Here is a 21329-nt window from a genome sequence, read left to right on the forward strand (position 1 = left end):
GCACATGTCAGGTGGCTCACCTCTCACCCGGTCCGGTACCTCCGCGCTGCCCGGAGCCGGCCGCACCGCGGTCGTCACCGGCGCCTCGAGCGGCATCGGGGCGGCCACCGCGACACGGCTGGTCGCGGAGGGCTTCGACGTCGTCCTGGGTGCGCGGCGGATGGAGCGGCTGACCGAGCTGGCCGATTCCATCGGGGCCCGGGCGCTCCCGCTGGACGTCACGGACGCGGCGTCGGTCGAGGCGTTCGCCGGGGAGCTGGACCGGGTGGACGTGCTGGTCAACAACGCGGGCGGGGCCTTCGACGCCAACCGGGTGGAGGACGCCGACCTGGACTCGTGGGCCCGAACCTACGAGGTGAACGTGCTCGGAACCGTGCGCGTCACCCGGGCGCTGCTGCCCGCGCTGGTCGCCTCGGGCGCCGGTGACGTGCTGTTCGTCAGCTCGACGGCGGGGCTGGTCACCTACGAGGGCGGCAGCTCGTACACCGCGGCCAAGCACGGCCTGCACGCCATGGTCGGGGCGCTCCGGCTGGAGCTGGTGGCCGAACCGGTGCGGGTCATCGAGATCGCGCCCGGGATGGTGCACACCGCGGAGTTCTCGCTCAACCGGCTGGGCTCGGAGGAGAAGGCGGAGGCCGTGTACCGGGGCGTGCGCGAGCCGCTCGTCGCCGACGACGTCGCCGACTGCATCGCCTGGGCGCTCACCCGTCCGCACCACGTGAACATCGACCTCATGGTCGTGCGGCCGAGAGCGCAGGCCGCCCAACACAAGGTCCACCGCGAGGAGGCCTGAGCACTCTGTCGTCCTCCGGACGACACCGCGGCCAGGTAGCCCCTTACGGCCGGGCGGAGCGCGTCCGTCGCGCCTGCGCGGGACCCTCCGGGCCCCACTCGGCACGACAGAGCTATGGGCGGACGGCGGTGGGTTCCGGCTCCAGCGTCACGCCGAACCTCTCGCGCACGGTGGCGACGATGCGGTCGGCGAAGGCCAGCAGCTCGGTCGCGGTGGCGCCGTCCTCGGTGGTGAGGGCCAGGCTGTGCCGGGACGACGTCCCGACGTGGCCCTCGCGGGTGCCGCGGCCGAAGCCGGCGTGCTGCACCAGCCAGGCGGCGCTGAGCTTGACGTGGTCGGCGCCGGCGGGCCAGCTCGGGCAGCCCTCGACCGCCTGCCCGGCCGGGACGATCGGGTTGGTGAAGAACGAGCCGGCGCTGCGCGAGTCGGGGTCGGCCGGGTCCCAGACCATGCCCTTGCCGCGGCGCAGGCCCAGCACGGCCTCTCGGACGGCGGCCAGCGGCGCCGGCTGCCCGATCTCCACGTCGAGCGTCCGCGCCAGCTCCGCATACCCGACGGGCATGGACAGCGGTCCCGGGTGCAGGTCGAAGGCGACCTCGAGGACGACGAACCGGCCGGGTTCGCGCTTGAGCCGGCTGTCGCGGTAGGCGAATCCGCACTCGGCCGGGGTCAGGTCGCGCGCGGTCTTCTCGGCGCGGTCGTAGACCCGGACCGCGCTGATGGTCTGCGCGACCTCCTGGCCGTAGGCGCCCACGTTCTGCACGGGAGTGGCGCCCGTCGAGCCGGGGATCCCGGACAGCGCCTCCATCCCCGCGAGCTGCTCCTCGACGGTGCGGGCGACCAGTCCGTCCCAGTCCTCCCCCGCCTGCACGGTGAGCCGGTCGCCGTCCCGGGCGATGCCGCGGGTGCGGACGGCGACGACGTCGCCGGGCCAGCCCTCGTCCGGCGCGACGACGTTGGAGCCGCCCCCGAGGAGCAGCAGCGGGCGGCCGGCCTCGTCGGCGTCGCGGACGGCGTCGACCAGCTCCGCGGCCGTCTCCACCTCCAGCAGCCGCTCGATCGGGCCGCCGACGGCGAGGGTGGTGAGCTCCGCCAACCGGGCGCCGCGTCGAACCTGCACGGCGCCACGCTAGCCCGGACTACCCTGACGCCCGGTGAGCGAGGCGGGCAGCGAGCACAAGAAGCGGGCCTCGCTGTCCCCGCAGCCGCAGCGCAAGGCGCCCCGGCTGGCCGCCGGACGCGCCCGCGCGCTCGGGCTGCCCACGCGCGGCACCACCAACGCCAACCGGCTGCGCCGGGTCGACCGCTGGCTGCTGGCCACGCAGGTCCCGCGGCTGCGCGACTCGCCCCGGCCGCTGGTCGTGGACCTCGGTTACGGGGCGTCGGCCGTCACGACGCTGGAGCTGGTGGAGCGGCTGGGCCCCGAGGTGCACGGGCTGGAGGTCGTGGGCCTGGAGATCGACCCGGACCGCGTCACCGCGGTCGCCGCCGACCGGGATCCCCCTCGGGTGGACTTCCGCGTCGGCGGGTTCGAGCTGGCCGGGCTGCGGCCGGTGATCGTCCGGGCCTTCAACGTGCTGCGCCAGTACGACGAGGAGTCCGCGGCCCGCGCCTGGGACACGATGCGCGCCCGGCTGGCCCCCGGCGGTCTGGTCGTCGAGGGCACGTGTGACGAGTGGGGACGCCGCTCGGCCTGGGTCGCCCTGGACGACGACGGTCCGCTCACCCTGACGCTGGCCGCCCGGGTGTCGGACATCGAGCGGCCGTCGGACCTGGCCGAGCGGCTGCCCAAGGCGCTCATCCACCACAACGTCCCCGGCCAGCCGGTGCACGAGTTCCTCCGCGCCTTCGACGCCGCCTGGGCGACCGCGGCCGGGCTGTCGACCTTCGGGCCGCGGCAGCGCTGGGTCGGGGCCGTCGAGGCGCTGGCCGAGCAGGGCTGGCCGCTGGTCGGTTCCAGCCGGCGGTGGCGGCACGGCGAGGTCACCGTGCGCTGGTCGGCGGTCGCCCCCGTCTGACCCGGTCCGGACGCCCCCCGGACTTTCTGCACCGAAAGTCCGGACACGACGTTCCCCCGGCGGACTTTCGGTGCAGAAAGTCCGCCAGGAGAACCTCGTCTCAGCGCCAGGCGGGGTCCCACTCGTCCGGCGGCGTCGAGCAGCGCTCGTCGCGGTGGGCCGCGGGCACCGCCCACCACTGTTCGTCCGGCCCGCTCTCCAGCACGATCACGTCCTCCACGCCCCGGAAGTCGGGCGCGGCGATCGACCACTGCTCCCAGGAGGTGGTGGTGTCGAAGTCGGGATAGCTGCAGATCCGGCCGACGGCGGCGTGGTACTGCCCCTCGCGGGTGCAGCCCTGCGTGGTGGGCAGGTCGAGGGGGACGTCGTCGAGCGAGCAGTCGACCGTGACGATCCCGTCCGGTGGCGGCAGGGAGCGCAGCTCGTCGCAGCGGTACTCGACGAGCATCGTGAGCGGCGTCCGGAGGAACGCGATGCGCGCCATCCGCGATCCGACCCAGGGCTGCCCGGTGGCGGCCATCAGCCCGGCGTCGGGCAGGAACACGACGGCGGCCTCGTCGGCCAGCTCCTGCTCCCTCCCGCCCCCCGGCAGCAGCCCGCGGAGGCCGGAGCACTCGTAGCCATAGGACCGGACCGCCGCGCCGCCGTCGGTCACGCAGCCGTTCCACGCCGGGTCCTCTCCGACGGGACCGAGCTCGGTCCCGAGCAGCTCGGAGCAGGCCGGAACGGGCCCGGGTGCGGCCTCCGCCGGGGTTCCGGTGCCGCGCAGGGCCAGCCAGGTGACCAGTGCCCCGCCCAGCAGCACGGCGACGACGACAGCGACGACGCGTCCGGCGGTCCGCTTCCCGGCGGCCATCAGTCCTCCAGGGATTCGAACGGAACCACCCGGGCCGGCTGGCGGGCCGCCTCGCGCAGGCTGTCCAGCGTGGGCGTCGCGGCGAGCCACCGTTCCGCGAAGTAGGGCTCCGCGGCCGGCAGGCTGAGCCGGCCGTCGTCCGCGATCTCGGCCAGCACCTCGCCGTCGAAGACGATGCTCCAGATGCCGGGTTCGTAGTCGAAGACCCCCGAGTCCGCGTTCAGGAAGAGAACCAGGTCGCCCAGCGCGGGGAGCCCGTTCACCGGGACCTCGACCGGCGTCTGCGGGCTCAGCGAGAGCCCGAAGGTGACCGTGTTCCCGGGCACCTCACCTGCGAGGACCTCCGTGACGGCAACCTCGGCATGGACGGTCCGCCACATCGCGCGGGGGTCGTCGAAGGGCACCTCGATGCTGGCGGTGTCGTCGTCCTCGGGAACGTAGAACGCGCGGCCCGGACCGACGCTCGTAACGTGCCCGACGACGACCGCGTCGGACAGGCTGGTCGTGGACCCGTTGCGGATGAGGTAGGTGATGGTGGGCAGGAACTCGACCAGCGACGCCGGGGCGATGGCACGCGAGCCTCCTCCGCCGCGGTTCGCGATCACCTCCCGATAGGCCTCCGCGGCGGCCTCGGGGTCGACGACCGCGGTCGCGGCGGCACCCCCGTCCGCACTCCGGTCCTGCTCCCGCGCTCCGTCGAGGGTCGAGACGCCGGCCACCGCCACCGCGACCGCGCATGCGCAGGCCAGAGCCGTGGCCCAGCGGCGGCGGCCGCGCCGGCGCAGGCCCGCCACCCGGTGGACCAGGTCGGTCGGCGGCAGGCCGGCCAGCTCGGCGTCGCGGCGCAGCTCGTCGCGCAGGTCGCTGGTGTTCATGACGCGTCCTCTCGGGAGCCCACCAGGTCGGCGGCGGGAGACAGGTCGACGCGCAGCCGCGCCAGGCCGCGGGATGCCTGGCTCTTGACCGAGCCGACCGAGCAGCCCAGGGCCGCGGCGGTGTCGGCCTCCGAGAGGTCCTCGTAGTAGCGCAGCACGATCACCGCCCGCATCCGCGGGGGCAGCGCCTCCAGCGCCGCCACCGCCCGGCCCGGAGCCGCCGCGCCGCCCGCCGTCGCCGGCTCGGGCAGCCGGTCGGTGAGCACCTCCCCCACCCGACGACGGCGGCGCCAGCTCGCCGACGTCGTGACCAGCACCCGCCGCACGTAGGGGTAGGCGGCCTGCCGGTCGGCGATCCGCGACCACCGGCGCGACGTCTTCAGCAGCGCCGTCTGCAGCAGGTCCTCGGCCAGGCCGCGGTCACCGGTCAGCAGGAACGCCACCCGCAGCAGCGCCGGTGACCACTGCGCGACGAAATCGGCGAACTCCGCATCGCTGCCCCCGCTCACGACACCCTCCGGCCCGGCACCCGGGCGGGTGCGCCTCCACCCCTAGACACGCTCCGCCGCATGCCCGAGGTTGAGAGCGGCCCGGAGAATCTCGGGAACGTCACGGACCGGCGCTGCGGATCCGGTCGAGGATCGCGTCGACGAGCGCGGTCTGCCGCTCCGCCGGGGCGCTGTGCGGGTACAGCGCCGCCTGGATGCTCAGCCCGTCGTTGAGGACGTGCAGCTCGTGCACGACCGCGTCGACGTCGACCTCCGGCCGCAGCTCGCCCTGGTGCTGCGCCTGCTCCAGCCGGACCCGCAGCCGCCCGCGGAACCCCTCGACCTCGCCGGCGTACACGTCGACCAGCCGGGGATCGCCGACCGCCTGCCCCCAGAAGCTCGCCTCGACGACGGCGAGGAACCGGCGCCGCTCGTCCAGCGGCAGGCACTCGAGCATGTACTGGCGGACCGACGCCAGCCCGGTCAGCTCCGGATCCATCCGCGCGTGCACCTCGGCGTGCGCGGCCAGCATCGCCGAGGCCATGAGCTCGGCCTTGTCGGCGAAGTAGTGCGCGAGGACCCCGCTGGAGCAGCCGGCCTCGCGGGCGATCCCGCGGGTCGTCGCGTTGGCGATGCCCTCCCGCGCGATCACCCGCCAGGTGGCCTCGATGAGCGACCGGCGGCGCTCGTCGTGGTCGACGATCTTCGGCACGTCTGCTCCCGCTGGACGACGACGCTCAGGACAGCGCCGGCCACCGGTCCACGAGCCCGAGGCGCTGCTCGAGCACGTGCGCGACCTGGAGGACGTCGATGTCCTGGTTCCGCCGGCCGACGATCTGCACGCCGACCGGGAGGCCCGCCTCGGTCCAGCCGCAGGGGATCGAGATGGCCGGCTGCCCGGTCAGGTTGAAGGGGTTCAGCGCGTAGGAGCGGCCGCGTGAGCCCAGCCGCACGCCGTCGATCTCCTGCGGCCCGGGGCCGGGCTCGGCGGACCAGGCCTCGAGCGGCATCGCGGGCGTGACGAGGAAGTCGATCTCCTCGAAGAGGGTGCGGGCGGCGTCGTAGAGGCGGCCGCGCTGCGCCTCGGCGGCCTTGAGGTCGACCGCCGACAGCGAGCGGCCGTACTCGATCAGCCGCCGCAGGTCCTCCTCGACCCACTCCGGCTGCCGGTCGGCGAACGGGCCGACGCCCACGGCGAGGCCGCTGCTGTAGATGACCCGGTGGAAGCGGCTCGGATCCTCCCAGCCCGGCGCCTTCTCCTCGATCGAGCACCCGAGCTGCTCCAGCACGGACACCGCCTCGGCCACGATCTGCGCCACCTCGGCGCTCACCGCGCCGTAGCCGAGGTCGGCGCTCCAGCGGACCTTCCGGCCGGCGAGCGGCCGGTCGGACTCCGGCAGCGGCACGAACTCCCCCATGTCGCTGGGAAGGGAGAGCGGGTCGCGGTCGTCGTTCCCCGCCATCACCGACGTCATGAGCGCGGCGTCGGCCACCGTCCGGGTCAGCGGGCCGACGTGCGTGCGGTGCGCCCAGTACTCGCGGATCGGGTGCACCGGGATCCGCCCGAACGACGGCTTGAAGCCGACGACGCCGCACAGCGCCGCGGGGATGCGGATCGAGCCCGCGCCGTCCGATCCCTGCGCCAGCGGACCCAGCCCCGCCGCCACCGCGGCCGCGGCCCCGCCGGAGGAGGCACCGGTGGTCCGCGAGGTGTCCCACGGGTTCACCGTCGTCTCGGCGACCTGGTTGTCGGCCATGTCCTTCCACCCGAAGGCCGGGGTGTTGGTCTTGCCGAGCAGGACGCCGCCGCTGGAGCGGAGCCGGCCCGCGACGACGCTGTCGGTGTCGGGGACGTCGTCGGCGAAGAACCTCGAGCCCTGCGTGGTGCGGATCCCGGCGGTGTTCTCCAGGTCCTTGATCGAGTACGGGATCCCGTCCATGGCGCTGATCCGCTCGCCCCGGGCGGCCCGCTCGGTGGCGGCGGCCGCCTCGGTCCGCGCGAGCTCCTCGGTGACGGTGACGGTGACGAAGGCGTGGACCTGCGGCTCGACGGCGGCCATCCGGTCGAGCACCGCGTCGAGGATCTCGGTCGGCGAGACCTCCTTCGCCTCGATCATCCGGTCGAGCTCCGTCGCCGGCGTCGCCCACAGCTGGTCGCTCACGTGCGCTCCTGTCGTCGTATCGGGTCGGCTGGGGTGGGACAGCTCAGTCAGCGGGACGCAGCAGGGTCAGCCGGCCCGCGGCCGCGATCGTCGTCCAGTCGTAGCGCATCGGAACCGTCTCGCCGGCCGCCCAGAGCGCGTGCTGGTCCAGGTGGTGCGGGCTGTCCGGGTCGCCGGACGCCCCGGTGACGACGACCCAGGAGCTGTTGTCCCAGGCCCCGACGTCGAAGACGTAGCGCGCCACCGCCCCGTAGACCGCCCGCGTGCCCGCCGAGGCGTAGCAGCCGTTGGCGAGGACGGTGTCGTTGTCGCCGCCCACGTGCGCGCCGGGCGCGTTCAGCCGGCCCGTCTCGGCGGGGAACGCGGCGGTCAGCGGGTGCTGGAAGGCGACCTGGTGCCGGTCGGCCCACGGGGCGCCGTCCACCACGTCCGCCGCGCGGTGCAGCGCCTCGACCGCGGCCTGCGCCCACGTCCAGCCGTCCAGCAGGGAGGTGTCATCGGCCCGGACGAGCCCGGGCAGTGCCCACCAGAGCTGGTTCGTGGCGTCGACGCCGGGCTGCATCGGGACGACGAGCGGGTCGCTGCCCGCCGCGGCCAGCCCCGACCGCTCGGTCAGCACCCCGGCCAGCGCCCAGCGGAAGGACGTGTACGCCGCGGCGGCGACCGAGTCCGCGCCCATCTGCGCGTCCCATCCCACGACGACGTCGCGCAGCTCCGCGCACCACGGGTCCGGCACGTCGGTCGCCGAGAGCAGCCGCTGGAACACCGGCGCGCCGAGGCTCCGCACGTCGGAGGAGATGGCCCGCATGTCCTCCGTCGTGGCGTCGGGAAGCTCCGACAGCCGGTCCTCCACGCGACGGACGCGGTGGGAGGGATGGCAGTCGGTCATCAGGTAGTCGCCGTCGCCCGCGTCCGCGACCACCCGGTTGTTCGCCGTGGCGAGGTAGCCGCGGGCCGGGTCGGAGGTCCGCGGCATCGCGTCGAACGGGAGCATTCCGTCCCAGTCGTGCTCCCCCGTCCAGCCGGGCACCGGCAGCCAGCCGTTGAGCCGGGGACGGCGGGGGACGACGGCGCGGACGAGGTGCCCGATGCTGCCTGCGGTGTCGGCGGCCACGAGGTTGTGGTCGATCAACCCCCAGCCCTCGCAGGCGTCGAACAGCTCGGCGGACGTCCGCGCCCGGAGCATCGGCAGCAGGCAGTCGAACGACCGGTCGGTCTCGGCGAACTGCATCGACCGCAGGGTGAGTGCGGCGCCCTGCCTCGGGTCACCGGCGACGACCGGGCCGTGGTGGGTCTCGACGACCTCGACGTCGACCGGGTCGGCGCCGGCCACGAGGACCCGCTCGGTGCGGACGCTCGTGGGCCGCCACCCGTCCTCGAACCGGTAGCGGGCGGCGTCGGGCGAGAACAGGTCGACGTACAGGTCGTGGATGTCGGCGAAGGCGTGCGTCACCGACCAGGCCACGGAGCCGTTGTGCGCGAAGTGGGGGAAGCCCGGCACGCCCGGGACGGTCAGGCCGATGGCGTCGAACGCGTCGCAGGCGAGGTGCGCCTGGGTGTACATCCCCGGCATCTCGAACGCGCGGTGCGGATCACCGGCGAGCAGCGGCCGGCCCGAGGCGGTGCGTGCCCCGGACACCGCCCAGTTGTTGCTGCCGCCCCCGGTGGCGTCCGCGTCGGCGAGCGCGGCCATCGCCTCGAGGGCCGGGGCCAGGGATTCCAGCGTGGCGACCCAGCGCTCGGCGTCGGCGCCGGGCGGAATGGCGAGGCGGTCCGAGCCGCCGTCGTCGTACCGGAGCAGGCCGACCCGGTCGGGGCCGATGGCCCGCACCGCCGCGGCCCGCCAGAGCTTGAACCAGACCGAGCCCATGAGGTAGCCCCGCTGCCGCATCGCCGCGATGCTGTGCCACGGCTCCCAGGCCTCGGGCTCGACGCCGAGCAGCCCGTACTCCATCGGCAGCCGGTCCAGGCCCGCGAGGTGGGCGTTCACCCCGGCCGCGTAGGCGTCGAGCATCCGACGGGTCTCGTCGTTCGCGACGGCGAGGTCGCGCCGGCAGGCCGCGACCACCCCGAGCCTGCGGGCGAGGGTGTCGGCGGGCACGCCCGCGGGCCCCACCCACTCGGCCCAGCGGCCCTCCATCTTGCGGCGGGCGGCGTCCATCTGGAACAGCCGGTCCTGCGCGTGCACGTACCCCTGGGCGAAGAAGGCGTCGTCGGCCGACCGGGCCCGGACGTGCGGGATGCCCCACTCGTCCCGGTGGATCTCGACGTCGTCGGACAGGCCGGCCAGGTGGACCGTGCTGGTCATGACTGCTCCACTCGTCCGGGCCGGCGGTCGTCGAGGAAGGCCAGCGTCGAGTCCAGGTCCCGGAGGCCCGCATCGGAACCCAGGCCGCCGGCGGTGAGCGTGCCCGCGGCGATGCCCAGCCAGGCCGCCTCCTCCAGCGGCCGGCCGAGCGTCAGCCCCCGGATCACCCCGGCGCAGAAGGCGTCGCCGCAGCCGGTGGAGTCGACGACGTCCCCAGGGATGGCCGGCAACGCGAACTCGCCCTCCGCGCTCACGCCCAGGCACCCCTCGGCGTCCATCTTCACGATCACGGCCCGCGCACCCAGGTCCAGCAGCGCCCGGGCGCCGTCGCGGGGCGAGGACAGGCCGGTCAGCCGGGCGACCTCGTCGCGGTTGGGCATGAAGACGTCGACGTGCGGGAGCGAGGCGGCGAAGGTGGCGAGCGCGTCGGTGCGCTTGACGCCCAGGCAGTCGGCCGTGGTGATCGCGCCGTGCGACCGGGCGAAGGCCAGCAGCTCCCGGGAGACCTCCCCGTCGAGCCCCGGCAGCGCCGAGACCCCGCCGTAGTGCAGGACGTCGACGTCGGCGAGCGCGTCCCAGGGCAGGTCGTCCCGCCCGAGCGCGGCGTTCGCGCCCCGCACGTGCCAGGCGGGACGGACGCCGGCGCTGCTGATCGGGAGCATCGTGGCCGAGGTCGGCAGCTCCGGCTTCACCACCAGGCCGCTCGCGTCGACGCCCTCCTGGTCCAGCAGGGTGCGCACGAAGGCGCCCACGTTGTCCGCCCCCACGGCGCCGACGGCGAGCACGTCGGCGCCCAGCCGGGCGAGGTCGACCGCCGTCCCCCCGGCCGTGCCGGCCACCGTCATCCGGATCTCGTCGACGATGACGGCCGTCTGGGTGGTGGGCAGCACGTCGATCGCCCGGCCCAGGACGTCGAGGATGTAGACGCCGACGCAGGCGATGCGCGGACGCGGGGCGCCGGTCACTTGATCGCCAGGGCGTTCGCCGGGGAGCCGATGCCGCCGGCCACGTGCAGCGGCGCGCTGGTGAGCAGGAACTCGTACCGCCCGTCCTCGGCGCAGTCCGCCGCGAGGGCGTCCAGCTCCCACAGCTCGCCGATCGCCAGCCCGAACTGCCCGATGAGGACGTTGTGCAGGAAGCCGAAGGGCGCCGCCTCGGGGCGCGGGTCCGGCGGCCACACCTCGAGCGCCGGCGCGTCGCTGACGAACGCGGCGGCACCGCTGTCCCAGACGTAGCGGGCCATCGCCTCGGTGTGCTCGACGCCGGCCGCGGTCAGCCGGCCGCGGGCCATCGCCTGCCGCGCCCGCTCGTCCTGCTGCCGGTACCAGCCCACGAAGCCGGTGCGCACCAGCACGACGTCACCGGGCCGGAACTCCAGCCCGGCCTGCGTGCGCGCCAGCTCGAGGTCGTCCACCGTCAGGGCCGTGCTGGACCCCGGATCGAGCGGCCGGCCCGCCGCCTCGAGCGCGCGGGCGACGTCGAGGAGGACGCCCCGGCCGGCGATGCCGCGTCGCGCCCACACGTCGATGCCGTTGCGGCCCTCGCGCGCGACGTCGTCGGCCGAGACGCCCTGGTAGAAGACGTCGGGCCGGTACGCCACGTGCGAGAGCGCGTCCCACTGGCTGGAGGCCTGCGGGTAGTAGTTGTCGTACACGTCGTCGAAGCCGGTGCCCCCTGGGCTGGGCAGCCGGGTGTGGCGGATCGCGCCGCGGCCGTACAGCGGCGGGTCGAACAGGTCCTGCGGTGCGTTCAGCGGGAAGACGGCGCCGCTCACGACGGACTGCGCGGCCGCGGCGACCGCGGCCGGCGACTGGAGGTTCATCCGGCCGACGGTGTCGCCCGCGCCGAAGACGCCCCAGCCCACCGGCGCACCGGCCTCGTCGCGCGGCAGCTCGTCGTACGGGGGGATCCCGCCGCTCATCGCGTCGTCCCCACGGCCGCGCCGTACCGGCGGCGGGCGGACTCCGAGGCGACCTGGCCGAGCTCCTCGTCGGTCAGGATGCGCGGGGTGCCGAACCCGGACGCGGCGAGGTGCACGTCGGCCAGCCACTCGACCAGCTGGGCCCGTTCGTAGGCGTCGGCCAGGTCCCTGCCGTAGGTGATCGCCCCGTGGTTCTGGAGCAGCACCGCCGTCCGTCCCTCCAGTCCCGCCACCGCCGCCCGGGCCAGCTCGTCGGAGCCGAACCGCTCGTAGGGCGCGACGCGGATCGTCGGGCCGCCTCCGGCCCGCAGGATCGAGTAGTGGACCGCCGGCAACTCGTCCACCACGGTCGACGCCGCCACGGCCCGCGGTGAGTGGGTGTGCACGACCGCCCCTGCGTTCGTGGTCCGGTAGACCGACAGGTGCATGGGCGTCTCCGAGGAGACCCGGCCCTCGCCCCCGACGTGCTCGCCGTCCAAGGTCACGAAGCAGATCGACTCGACCGTGACCTCGTCGTAGCGGATCTGCGACGGCGTGATCGCGACGACGTCGTCGAGCCGCACGCTGAGGTTCCCGGCCGGGCCGACCGCGAGGCCATCGGGGTTCATCCGCCGCCCGTACCGGACCAGGCTCTCCGCGGCCGCGCGCCGGCGGGGGTCGGTGAGCACGTCAGCCCTGACGCGCGAGGCGGGCGAGCTCGGCGAACGCGTCGTCGGTCCGCTCGAGGGCCAGGTCGATGTCGTCGCTGGTGTGGGCGGCGCTGAGGAACCAGTTGTGCACCGGGTGCAGGTACACCCCGCGCTTCACGGCCTCGTTGGTCCACGTCCGCGCCAGCGTCGACCCGGCGTCGTCGTCCGCGAAGCGCAGCAGCGGCATCTGGACCGGGCCGGTCTGGGTCGTGACGAAGCCGTGGGCGGCCGACTGGGCGGCCAGCCCGTCGCGGAGCCGCTGCCCCGAGGCGGCCATGCGGGCCAGCGCGTCGGTGTCCCGCAGCTGGGTGAGCGTGGCCATCGACGCCGCCATGGACACCGCCGAGTACCAGAAGGAGCCGGTGACGTAGATGCTCGAGGCCGCCGAGCGCAGCCCGTCCCGGCCGGTGATCGCGGCGAGCGAGTAGCCGTTCGCGATCGCCTTGGACCAGGCGGCGAGGTCGGGCTGGACCCCGAGCGGCTCCCAGCTGCCACCGAGGTCGAGGCGGAACCCGCAGCGGACGTCGTCCAGGATCATCACCGCGCCCGTCCGGTCGCAGACCGTCCGGATCGCGCGGGCGAACTCGACGGTCGCCATCTCCTGGTCGCGGGCGAGCTCCTGGCGCACCGGCGAGACGATGATGCCGGCGAGGTCGTCGCCGGCCTCGGCGACCGCGGCCTCCAGCGAGGCGACGTCGTTGTAGTCGAAGTAGCCCAGGTGCGCCCGGTCCTCGGGGAGCACGCCGCCCGGTCGGGGCGTGCACCACGGGATCGCGCCGTGGTACGCCCCGGTCGCGACGAGGACCTTCCGCCGGCCGGTGGAGGCCCGCGCGATGCTGACGCACGCGGTCGTGGCGTCGGTGCCGTTCTTGGCCAGCATCGCCCAGTCCGCGTGCGGGACCAGCTCGACCAGCAGCTCCGCGAGGTCGACCATCACCGGCGACGGGCCGTCGAGCAGGTCGCCGAGCTCGAGCTGGGCGCGGACCGCCGCCTCGACGACCGGGTCCTTGCGCCCCAGGACGATCGGGCCCCAGCCGCACATGAAGTCGAGGTACTCGTTGCCGTCGGCGTCCCACACGCGACTGCCCTCGCCGCGGGTCATGAACTGCGGATACGCCTCCGGCAGGCCCGCGGCGTTCATGTGGCCGTACATGCCGCCGGGGATCACCGACGCCGCGCGCGTGCGCAGGGCCGCGTCGGCCGTCCGCTGGACGAGGACCTGGGTCATCGCTTTTTTCTATCAGCCGTCCGATAAAAGCACCAGGCCCTCAGACGGCGACGGCGGCGCCGATGATCGCCCGGGCGTCCGACGCGCCGCGCGGCGGCCCGTCGACCGGGAGATCGATGAGGTGCGCGTGCCCGAAGCCGGCCGGGTCGGGCCGCACGACCTCGACCTCGTGGCCGCGCTCCTCGAGCCCCGACCGCCAGGAGGCCGGGGCGTGCGCCTCGATGCGGACGCGGTGCGCCTCGGGCCGCTCCCACACGTTGAAGCCCGTTCCGCCGTCGACGGCGAGCACCCACCGCGGCGCGCCGATCACCGCGGCCGGGTCGGCTCCGGTGCGCAGCAGGCGGGCGAGCAGCTGCAGGACGAGCTGGGTCTGCGAGTCCCCGCCCATCGTGCCGAGGACGGCGCGGAGCGAGCCGTCGGGCCGGGTGACCAGCGTCGGCGACAGCGTGTGCGGTGGCCGCCGGCCGGGCCGGTACTCGGCCGGGTGGCCGGGCTGCAGGCTGAAGCTGATCCCGCGGTTGTGCAGCAGGATGCCGGTGCCGGGCACCGCCACGTGGCAGCCGAACTCCTTGGCGTTGGACTGGATCAGGCTCACCGCCATGCCGTCGCGGTCGGCGACGGCCAGGTGGATCGTCCCGCCGTCGCGGTAGCTGTCCGCGAGCGGCAGCCGCCTACGCGGGTCGAGCATCGCCGCCCGGGCGTCCAGCCGGTCCGGCGCCAGCAGCGCCGGCCCGTCGGCGTCCTCGGAGAGCTGCTGCACCCGGTCGAACCCGGCCAGCCGGGCCGCCTCCACGGTGAGGTGGGCCCACGCGCCGTCCTCGGCGTCGGTGGGCAGCCCCGCGCGCTCGGCGATCCCGGCGCCGGCCAGCGCCACGTAGCCCGCGGAGTTCGGGGGCACGGTCCAGACCCGGTGACCCCAGACGTCCAGCGCCAGACCCGGCACCCAGTCGGCCAGGGAGGTGGTGAGGTCCTCGGGCAGGTACTCCCCCGCGCCGGCCTCCAGCAGTCGCTCGCCGAACTCCCCGCCGTAGAAGCCGTCGCGGCCCTCGGCGACGATCGCCCGCAGCATCCGGGCCGGCCCGGGCCGGCGCAGGTGGTCACCCGCCTTCACCCCGGACAGCACCAGCTCGTCGCAGCCGGCCACCCCGGCCAGCCCGGGCAGCAGGAACGCCAGCAGCGGCGAGGTGGGGAACCCGGCCTCGGCCAGCTCGATCGCCGGCGCCAGCACGTCGGCCAGCGGCAGCCGGCCGAGGCGCGCGTGCAGGGTCAGCCAGCCGTCCACGCAGCCCGGCACCGGAGCGCTGCGGACGTCGCCCAGCACCGGCATGCTGCGGTGCCCCTCGGCGCGCAGCCGGTCCGGATCGGCCCCGCTGCCCGCGCGACCGGTGGCGTTCAGCACCAGCGGCTCCGCCGAACCGGTGCCCGGCCCGGCGATCAGCGCCATCAGGTCGCCACCCATCCCGCACATGTGCGGGGTGGTGACGGTGAGCGCCGCGCTCGTCGCGATCGCGGCGTCGACGGCGTTCCCGCCGGCGCGCAGGACGGCGACGCCGGCGTCGGAGGCCAGCCGGTCCACGCAGCAGACCAGGCCGTCGGGGCCCTCGACGGTCTCGGTCTCCCAGGTCATGTCGTGCCCCAGCTCATCGGGCCCTCGCCGACGGCGCCACCAGCGGCCACGGCCGCTCGCGCTCGAACAGCGCCGCGACCGAGAGCAGCAGCGCGTCGCTGTGCCGCGGCCCGACGATCTGCAGCCCGATCGGCATCCCGCGCGGCGAGAGCCCGGCCGGCACGCTGATCGCCGGCACGCCGGTGATGTTCATGCCCATCGTCAGCCGGCCGGTGTTGCCCGCGCCCTCGACGTCGACGTCGCCCACGCGCACCGGGGAGGGACCCTCCGCGGGGTAGGCGTCGTCGGGGTTGGTGGCGGCGAGCACCAGGTCCACCGACTCGAACAGGTCGGCGAAGGACTCGTTGAGCTGCTTGCGCAGCGGGTCGACGGCGGCCGCGTCGGCGATGGTGAACGTCTCGGAGCGGGCCATCAGCGCCGCCACCTCGTCGGTGAGCAGCTCGCGGATCTGCGGCCAGTAGGCGTGCATGCCGTGCCACATCGTGGGCAGCGACGCCCCGGACCACACCGCGGCCATGTCCGGCACGGTGAAGTCGACGTCGACCCGCCGCATGCCGGCCGCGGCGATGAGCGCGGCCGCGGCGTCCTCGATCCCGGCGACGACGTCGGGGTGCACGACCGCGCCGCCGAAGTCGGGCAGCACCGCGACCCGCAGCCCGGCCAGTTCGTGGCTGCCCAGCCCGGCCTCGAAGCCCTCGACCCGCGGCAGGCTGAACGGGTCGCGCGGGTGCGCCCCGTTCGCGACGTCCAGCCAGCGGGCGGTGTCGCGCACCGAGCGGGACAGGCAGCCGACGGTGGAGTGCAGCGGCTCGATCTGGGCCATCGGCGCGAACGGGATGGTGCGGAAGCTCGTCTTGATGCCGACCAGTCCGGTGTAGCCGGCCGGGATGCGGATGGAGCCGCCGCCGTCGGTCCCGGTGCCGATCGGCACCACGCCCCCGGCCACGGCGGCCGCCGTCCCGCCGCTGGAGCCGCCCGGCGTGCGCGCCGGGTCCCACGGGTTGCGGGTGGTGCCGTGCAGCAACGTGTGCGTGTAGCCGACGAGGCCGAACTCGCTGCTGGTCGTCTGCACCACGGGGATCGCGCCGCCGCGGTCGCGGATCCGCTCGACGTGCACGGTGGTGAACGGCCCGGTCGCCCCCTCCAGCAGCTTGCTGCCGCGCGGGAACGGCCAGCCCTCGACCGGCTCGAGCTCTTTGACCGCGAACGGCACCCCGCCGAAGGGCTTCGAGACGTCGGCCGTCCGCGCCGCGGCGAGGGCGTTCTCGGCGTCGACGTGGCAGATCGCGTTGAGGTCGCTGGCCTCGGCGGCGTCGAGCACCGCCTGCACCGCTTCGGCCGGGCTGAGCTCGCCGGCGCGGAACGCGTCGACCAGCGAGCAGGCGTCCTGCAGCCAGGGCTCGCTCACGAGGAGCTCCCCCCGGTCGGGCGCGCGGCGCCGTAGACGGCCGGCGCGGCATCCGAGGTGCCCCCGTCCCGGGCCACCTCGACCGCTTCGGCGAGGGCGACCAGGAACTCGTCGGCCACCTTCAGGTGGTACGGCGACACCATCAGGTGCAGGCCGCCGGGCTGCCGGTTCGGGAACCAGCCCCGGTCGGCCAGCGCCTCGGCCACGACGTCCATGTCCAGGACGTCGCTGCCGAACTGGAAGACGCACAGGTCCGGCGTGGAGGTGATGGTCAGCCCGTCGATCGCCTCGACCCCGGCCATCAGCCGGCGGGTGGCGTCGCGCACCTTCGCGGCCTGGCGCACGTAGCCCGCCTCGCCGAGGTGGCGCAGCGCCGCCCAGGCACCGGCGATCGGCGGGGCCGGACGCGTGCCGGCCGCCGTCGGCGACCCGTACAGCCCGCCGCCCCAGGCGCCGTCGTCGAACCACCACTGGGTCCGGTACTGCGCGACGTCGCGGTGCAGCAGCACGCTGGCGCCCTTGAACGCGTAGCCGTACTTGTGCAGGTCGGCGCTGATGCTCGTGACGCCCTCGACCCGGAAGTCCCACGGCGGCACCGGCTCCCCGAGCCGCTCCCAGAACGGCAGCATCATCCCGCCCAGGCAGGCGTCCACGTGGCAGAGCACGCCGGCCTCCAGCGCGATGGCCGCGACCTCGGTCACCGGGTCCATCACGCCGTACGGGTAGCAGGGCGCGCTGGCCACGACCATGGCGGTGTCCGGGCCCACGGCCGCGCGCATCGCCTCGACGTCCAGCCGGTAGCCCTCGTCCACCGACACCCGGATCTGGCGCATGTCGAGCAGGTGGCACGCCTTGGCGAACGCCGGGTGCGCGGTCACCGCGGTGACCAGCACCGGCTCGGCGATCCCCTTCTTGCGGGCCGTCTCGCGCGCGACCAGGACCGACATGAAGATCGACTCGGTGCCGCCGCTGGTGAGCCCACCCGCGCCGGGCGTGCCGTGCAGCAGGCCGGCGACCATGTCCGCCGTCTCCCGCTCCATCCGGGCCAGGCTCGGGAAGCGCACCGGGTTGAGCGCGTTCTCCGCCAGGTACTCGCGGCTGACGTCGGCGAGCAGCTCCTCGAGCTCCTCGTCGTCCGGGTGGAAGATCAGCCCGAAGATGCGGCCGTTGCGCCAGTCGGCGTCGTCGTGCCGGTTCGCCACCATCCGGGCGAGGACGGCCGGGCCGTCGGTCCCCTCGGCGGGCAGTTCGGCGGGTGCGGGCGGTGCGGTGGACACGGGGCCTCCCGGATGTGTCGGCGGTCACCTTCCGCCGTCCGGCGGGGACACTAGCGCCCGCCGTCGGTCGGTCCGCAGCCGCCGTTATGGTCGGCCGGTGAGGATCCTGGTGCTGGGCGGTACGTCGTTCGTCGGTCGCGCGATCGTCGAGGAGGCGCTCCGCCGGGGCGACGAGCTGACGCTGTTCAGCCGGGGCCGCACCGGTACCGACCTGTTCCCCGACGTCGCCCGCCTGGTCGGCGACCGGGCGAGCGGCGACTACGGCTCCCTCCAAGGCACCGACTGGGACGCCGTCGTCGACGTGAGCGGCTACGTCCCCCGGCACGTGGCGCAGGCCGCCGACGCGCTGGCCGGCTCGACCGGCCGGTACCTGTTCATCTCCACCGGGGCGGTCTACGACGGCAAGGCCGACGGTCCCCTCGACGAGTCCGCCCCCCGGCGCGAGCCGGAGCTCGGCACCGAGGAGGTCGACGGGCGCACCTACGGCCCGCTCAAGGTGGCCTGCGAGGACGAGGCGCTGGGCCGGTTCGGCGACCGCGCCACGCTGGTCCGCCCCGGCATCGTCGCCGGCCCGCACGACCAGACCGACCGGTTCACCTGGTGGGCCCGCCGGGCCGCCCGCGGCGGCACGATCCCCCTGCCCGGACGGCCGGACCAGCCGGTGCAGGTCGTGGACAGCCGCGACCTGGCGAACCTGGTCGTCACGCTCCTGCACGACGACCGCGCGGGCACGTACAACGCCGCCGGCCCGGCCGAGCCGGTGACGCTGAGGGGCCTCGTCGAGGCCTGCGCCCGCGGCACCGGCGCGACCGTCGACGTCGTCCCGGTCGACCCCGCGCTGGGCGGCGGAGCGGTCCCGCTCGTGCTGGCCGACCCGCGGTTCGACGTCGGCATGCGCCGGAACGCCGACCTGGCCCGCACGGTGGGGCTCACCTCCACCCCCCTGGAGCAGACGGCGGCCGACGTCGTCGCCTGGGACCGGGAGCGCGGCGAGCCCCCGCTGGCCGTGGACCTGCCGGCCGACCGCGAGGCGGCGCTGCTGGCGGCCGCCGGCGCGGCCGGGAGCTGATGCGGATCCCTCCGGGGCCGATGCCCGTGGCCGGTGGCACCGCCGAGTTGCTGGGTGACGCCGACCGCGACGGCTCGTGGGTGCTCATGGTGGACGGCACCCCGCAGTCGCACGTCGACCTCGAGGACCCGACCCACCTCGAGTTCGAGTACGTCCGCCGGATGGGCCACGTGCTCGACCTCGCCGCCCCGGCCGGTGCGGCGCTGGACGTCGTGCACCTGGGCGGGGGCGCGCTCACCCTGCCCCGGTACGTGGCGACGAGCCGGGCGGGCTCCCGCCAGCGGGTGGTGGAGATCGACCAGGCGCTCACCGACCTGGTCCGCGAGTACCTGCCCCTGCCGCGCAATGCCCGCGTGCGGGTCCGCGCCGAGGACGCCCGCACCGCACTCACCCTGCTGCACCCGGCCAGCGCCGACGTCGTCGTCACCGACGTGTTCGCCGGCGCGCGGACCCCGGCCCACCTGACCACGGTCGAGTTCGCCCGGGAGGTCGCCCGCGTGCTGCGCCCCGGCGGGCTCTACGCCGCGAACGTCGCCGACGGCCCGCCGCTGCGGTTCGCGCGGGGCCAGGTCGCGACGCTGCGCTCGGTGTTCGCGCACGTCTGCCTGCTCGCCGAGCCGGGCACGATGCGCGGCCGCCGGTTCGGCAACCTGGTGGCCGTCGCCTCGGACGACGAACTGCCGCTGGCCGACCTCAGCCGGGCCTGCGCGCGCGACCCGATGCCCTCCCGGGTCGTGGACGGCGCCGACCTCGAGCGGTTCGTCGGGCGCACGCCGCCGGTGACCGACGCCGAGGCGCAGCCGTCGCCCGAGCCTCCGGCGGGCGTCTTCGGGCGCTGAGGGCTCAGCGCCCGGTCACCAGCTGTTGCCGCGGCTCAGGCCGCGCACGGCCGGGCGCACGTCGACCAGGTAGACGGTGGCGGCGATGACCGCCGGCAGCCCGAGGAAGCTCATCGCCCCGAACAGGTAGACGAAGACCGCCGCCAGGCCCGTGATGCCGGCCCACGCGGGCTTGCTCAGCTTGCCCATCGCGACGAAGTTCGGGGCCGGGCGGATCAGCGCGTCGACGAACGCCCACAGGGTGAGTACCTGCGCGGCCACGTAGAGGCCGCTGAAGAGCAGTCCGTCGAACTCCGCCATGGCCACGAGGGTACCCGGACGCGACAGGGCCCCGGAGCGCTCTCGCAGCTCCGGGGCCCTGGTTCGTGGGGTGGTGCGTCAGCCGTTGCGCTTGGCCGGCACAGCCGCCGGGTCGGTCCGCTTCGCGGTCCGGGCCCGGGTGACGCGCGCCGAGGTGGCCTTGGTGGCCGAGGTACCGGCGGCGGCACTGCTCTTCTTACCGGTCGTCTTGCGGGCGGGCTTCGGCGCCTCGACGGCGTCCTCGAGCTCGCTCTTCGTGACCTCGGCGGTCTTCTCGACCGACGACTCGGCCTTCGCGGCGACCTTCGTCGCCTTGGCGGCGGTCTTCTGCGCGACCGAGGTGACCTCGTTGGAGGCGTCGGCGACGGCCTCGGCGGTCTCCTCGAGGATGTCCTCGAGCGCGTCCTCGACCGTGTCGACGGCCCGCTCGGCGCGACGCACGACCCGGCGGAAGCCGGGCTGGCGGCGCAGCTCCTCGACGACCTCGGCGCCGCGCTCGGCCAGCGTGCCGACGGTCGCGGTCGCCTGGGTGCGGGCGGTGTCGACCAGGCCGGCGACGGTGCTGCGCAGGGCGTCGGGGCGGACGGCGTCGGCCAGCTGGTGCGCCGTGGTGCGCGCGCTGCCGGCGGCCTCGTTGGCCCGAGCACGCGCGGTGTCGGCGGCCTCGGTGGCCCGGGTGCGGGCTTCGCGGACGGCGAGGTCGGCCTGGACCTGCGCCTCGCCCGGCAGGGCCAGCACGGAGGAGGTGGCCTTCGAGCGGAACTGGTCGAGGACGGTGCGGGCGCTCTGGACGGCCAGGTCACCGGCGCCGACGACGGCGAGGATGGGGGTGCGGGCCTGCTCGGCCAGCGAGCGGCCCTGGGCCACAGCGAGCTCGCCGTACTGCTTCACGGTCTGGGTGGGGGTCATGCCGACTCCTTGGAAGGGTGGGAGGGGTTCTCGGGTGCGGCCTGGGGAGCGGCCGAGGACGCCGTGCTGACGCCGTGCTCGCGGACGTAGGTCTCGTAGAGCTCCAGCAGCACGGCCTTGTGCCGTTCGGACAGCGCCTCGTCCGACCGGATCGCCGCCACGGTGTCCGGGTTGCCGGACCGCCGGTCGAGGATCCCCGCCTGCTCGTAGAGCGACTCGGCCGAGATCTTCAGGCCCCGGGCGATCGACGCGAGGATCTCCGCTGACGGCTTGCGGAGGCCCCGCTCCACCTGGGACAGGTAGGGGTTGCTGACGCCGGCGGTGCGGGCCAGCTCCCTCAGGGACACCTGGGCGGCACTGCGCTGCTCGCGGATGTAGTTGCCCACCTGCGAACCGACGGCGGTGACGTTGCTCGCCGAGGCGTTCGTGGCCTCGGCGACGGACTCGGCCACGGTGCCGGCGACCCGGTCCACCGTCGAGCGGACCGTGCTCACCTGCTCGCGGACGAACTCTCCCGGTGTCTGCACGTGTCCGAGACTAGCCCGGAGTGCTAGCTCCTGCA

At 75.0% G+C, this 21329-nt stretch carries 21 protein-coding genes; 4 read left to right on the top strand and 17 right to left on the bottom strand.

Annotated elements, in window-relative coordinates:
- Positions 1 to 4 precede the first annotated feature (4 nt).
- On the top strand, positions 5 to 793 hold the full coding sequence (locus CRP29_RS09455) for an SDR family oxidoreductase (protein ID WP_097194735.1): 789 nt from the start codon (positions 5 to 7) through the stop codon (positions 791 to 793).
- Positions 794 to 905: 112 nt separating this feature from the next.
- Here CRP29_RS09455 and CRP29_RS09460 read toward each other — a convergent pair whose 3' ends face one another.
- Positions 906 to 1913, bottom strand: a complete 1008-nt coding sequence (locus CRP29_RS09460) for a UDP-N-acetylmuramate dehydrogenase (RefSeq protein ID WP_097194736.1) — start codon at positions 1911 to 1913, stop codon at positions 906 to 908.
- Positions 1914 to 1947: 34 nt separating this feature from the next.
- On the opposite strand from CRP29_RS09460, the gene CRP29_RS09465 reads away from it, so the two are divergent.
- Positions 1948 to 2811: a class I SAM-dependent methyltransferase gene (locus CRP29_RS09465; RefSeq protein WP_097194737.1), complete on the top strand. Its 864-nt coding sequence runs from the start codon at positions 1948 to 1950 to the stop codon at positions 2809 to 2811.
- Between the two features lie 100 nt (positions 2812 to 2911).
- Here the strand turns inward: CRP29_RS09465 and CRP29_RS09470 are convergent, their stop codons facing one another.
- From CRP29_RS09470 to CRP29_RS09530, 13 genes are all read right to left on the bottom strand, one after another.
- Entirely contained in the window at positions 2912 to 3667 is a 756-nt protein-coding gene (locus CRP29_RS09470) for a hypothetical protein (protein WP_097194738.1), read from the bottom strand.
- On the bottom strand, positions 3667 to 4542 hold the full coding sequence (locus CRP29_RS09475) for a hypothetical protein (protein WP_097194739.1): 876 nt from the start codon (positions 4540 to 4542) through the stop codon (positions 3667 to 3669). The genes CRP29_RS09470 and CRP29_RS09475 overlap by 1 nt, the downstream gene beginning before the upstream one ends.
- On the bottom strand, positions 4539 to 5051 hold the full coding sequence (locus CRP29_RS09480; RefSeq protein ID WP_097194740.1) for a SigE family RNA polymerase sigma factor: 513 nt from the start codon (positions 5049 to 5051) through the stop codon (positions 4539 to 4541). Before CRP29_RS09480 ends, CRP29_RS09475 begins: the two co-directional genes overlap by 4 nt.
- A 100-nt stretch (positions 5052 to 5151) precedes the next feature.
- The gene (locus CRP29_RS09485) at positions 5152 to 5742 is read right to left on the bottom strand and encodes a TetR/AcrR family transcriptional regulator (protein WP_097194741.1); all 591 of its coding nucleotides are present in this window, start codon (positions 5740 to 5742) and stop codon (positions 5152 to 5154) included.
- A gap of 25 nt (positions 5743 to 5767) precedes the next feature.
- A complete protein-coding gene (locus tag CRP29_RS09490; RefSeq protein ID WP_097194742.1) occupies positions 5768 to 7192 on the bottom strand; it encodes an amidase in 1425 nt (474 codons plus the stop codon).
- Between the two features lie 43 nt (positions 7193 to 7235).
- Entirely contained in the window at positions 7236 to 9500 is a 2265-nt protein-coding gene (locus tag CRP29_RS09495; protein WP_097194743.1) for a penicillin acylase family protein, read from the bottom strand.
- Complete coding sequence (locus CRP29_RS09500; RefSeq protein ID WP_176522888.1) at positions 9497 to 10465, bottom strand: carbohydrate kinase family protein; 969 nt, start codon at positions 10463 to 10465, stop codon at positions 9497 to 9499. The genes CRP29_RS09495 and CRP29_RS09500 overlap by 4 nt, the downstream gene beginning before the upstream one ends.
- The gene (locus CRP29_RS09505; protein WP_097194745.1) at positions 10462 to 11421 is read right to left on the bottom strand and encodes a cyclase family protein; all 960 of its coding nucleotides are present in this window, start codon (positions 11419 to 11421) and stop codon (positions 10462 to 10464) included. The genes CRP29_RS09500 and CRP29_RS09505 overlap by 4 nt, the downstream gene beginning before the upstream one ends.
- The gene (locus CRP29_RS09510) at positions 11418 to 12089 is read right to left on the bottom strand and encodes a class II aldolase/adducin family protein (protein WP_217991510.1); all 672 of its coding nucleotides are present in this window, start codon (positions 12087 to 12089) and stop codon (positions 11418 to 11420) included. Before CRP29_RS09510 ends, CRP29_RS09505 begins: the two co-directional genes overlap by 4 nt.
- 1 nt (position 12090) lies before the next feature.
- Positions 12091 to 13338 carry an aminotransferase class III-fold pyridoxal phosphate-dependent enzyme gene (locus CRP29_RS09515; protein WP_097194746.1) on the bottom strand — a complete coding sequence of 416 codons (1248 nt, stop codon included), beginning with the start codon at positions 13336 to 13338 and terminating at the stop codon, positions 12091 to 12093.
- A 40-nt stretch (positions 13339 to 13378) separates the two neighbouring features.
- The gene (locus tag CRP29_RS09520) at positions 13379 to 14965 is read right to left on the bottom strand and encodes a gamma-glutamyltransferase family protein (RefSeq protein WP_097194747.1); all 1587 of its coding nucleotides are present in this window, start codon (positions 14963 to 14965) and stop codon (positions 13379 to 13381) included.
- A gap of 13 nt (positions 14966 to 14978) precedes the next feature.
- The gene (locus tag CRP29_RS09525; RefSeq protein ID WP_176522889.1) at positions 14979 to 16373 is read right to left on the bottom strand and encodes an amidase; all 1395 of its coding nucleotides are present in this window, start codon (positions 16371 to 16373) and stop codon (positions 14979 to 14981) included.
- Positions 16370 to 17650 carry a pyridoxal phosphate-dependent decarboxylase family protein gene (locus tag CRP29_RS09530; protein ID WP_097194749.1) on the bottom strand — a complete coding sequence of 427 codons (1281 nt, stop codon included), beginning with the start codon at positions 17648 to 17650 and terminating at the stop codon, positions 16370 to 16372. Before CRP29_RS09530 ends, CRP29_RS09525 begins: the two co-directional genes overlap by 4 nt.
- Before the next feature lie 97 nt (positions 17651 to 17747).
- Here CRP29_RS09530 and CRP29_RS09535 point away from each other — a divergent pair, with 97 nt between their 5' ends.
- A complete protein-coding gene (locus CRP29_RS09535) occupies positions 17748 to 18719 on the top strand; it encodes an SDR family oxidoreductase (RefSeq protein ID WP_097194750.1) in 972 nt (323 codons plus the stop codon).
- Positions 18719 to 19558 (top strand): spermidine synthase, encoded by an 840-nt coding sequence (locus CRP29_RS09540; protein WP_097194751.1) that lies wholly within the window; start codon positions 18719 to 18721, stop codon positions 19556 to 19558. The genes CRP29_RS09535 and CRP29_RS09540 overlap by 1 nt, the downstream gene beginning before the upstream one ends.
- A gap of 15 nt (positions 19559 to 19573) precedes the next feature.
- On the opposite strand, the gene CRP29_RS09545 is transcribed toward CRP29_RS09540, so the two are convergent.
- From CRP29_RS09545 to CRP29_RS09555, 3 genes are all read right to left on the bottom strand, one after another.
- Entirely contained in the window at positions 19574 to 19858 is a 285-nt protein-coding gene (locus CRP29_RS09545) for a DUF2516 family protein (RefSeq protein ID WP_097194915.1), read from the bottom strand.
- A gap of 78 nt (positions 19859 to 19936) precedes the next feature.
- Positions 19937 to 20767, bottom strand: coding sequence for a hypothetical protein (locus CRP29_RS09550; protein WP_097194752.1), 831 nt, complete (start codon positions 20765 to 20767; stop codon positions 19937 to 19939).
- Positions 20764 to 21294, bottom strand: a complete 531-nt coding sequence (locus CRP29_RS09555; RefSeq protein ID WP_176522890.1) for a helix-turn-helix domain-containing protein — start codon at positions 21292 to 21294, stop codon at positions 20764 to 20766. The genes CRP29_RS09550 and CRP29_RS09555 overlap by 4 nt, the downstream gene beginning before the upstream one ends.
- Positions 21295 to 21329: the final 35 nt, after the last annotated feature.

The sequence above is a fragment of the Blastococcus aggregatus genome (assembly GCF_900221005.1).
GTDB classification, from domain to species: domain Bacteria; phylum Actinomycetota; class Actinomycetes; order Mycobacteriales; family Geodermatophilaceae; genus Blastococcus; species Blastococcus aggregatus.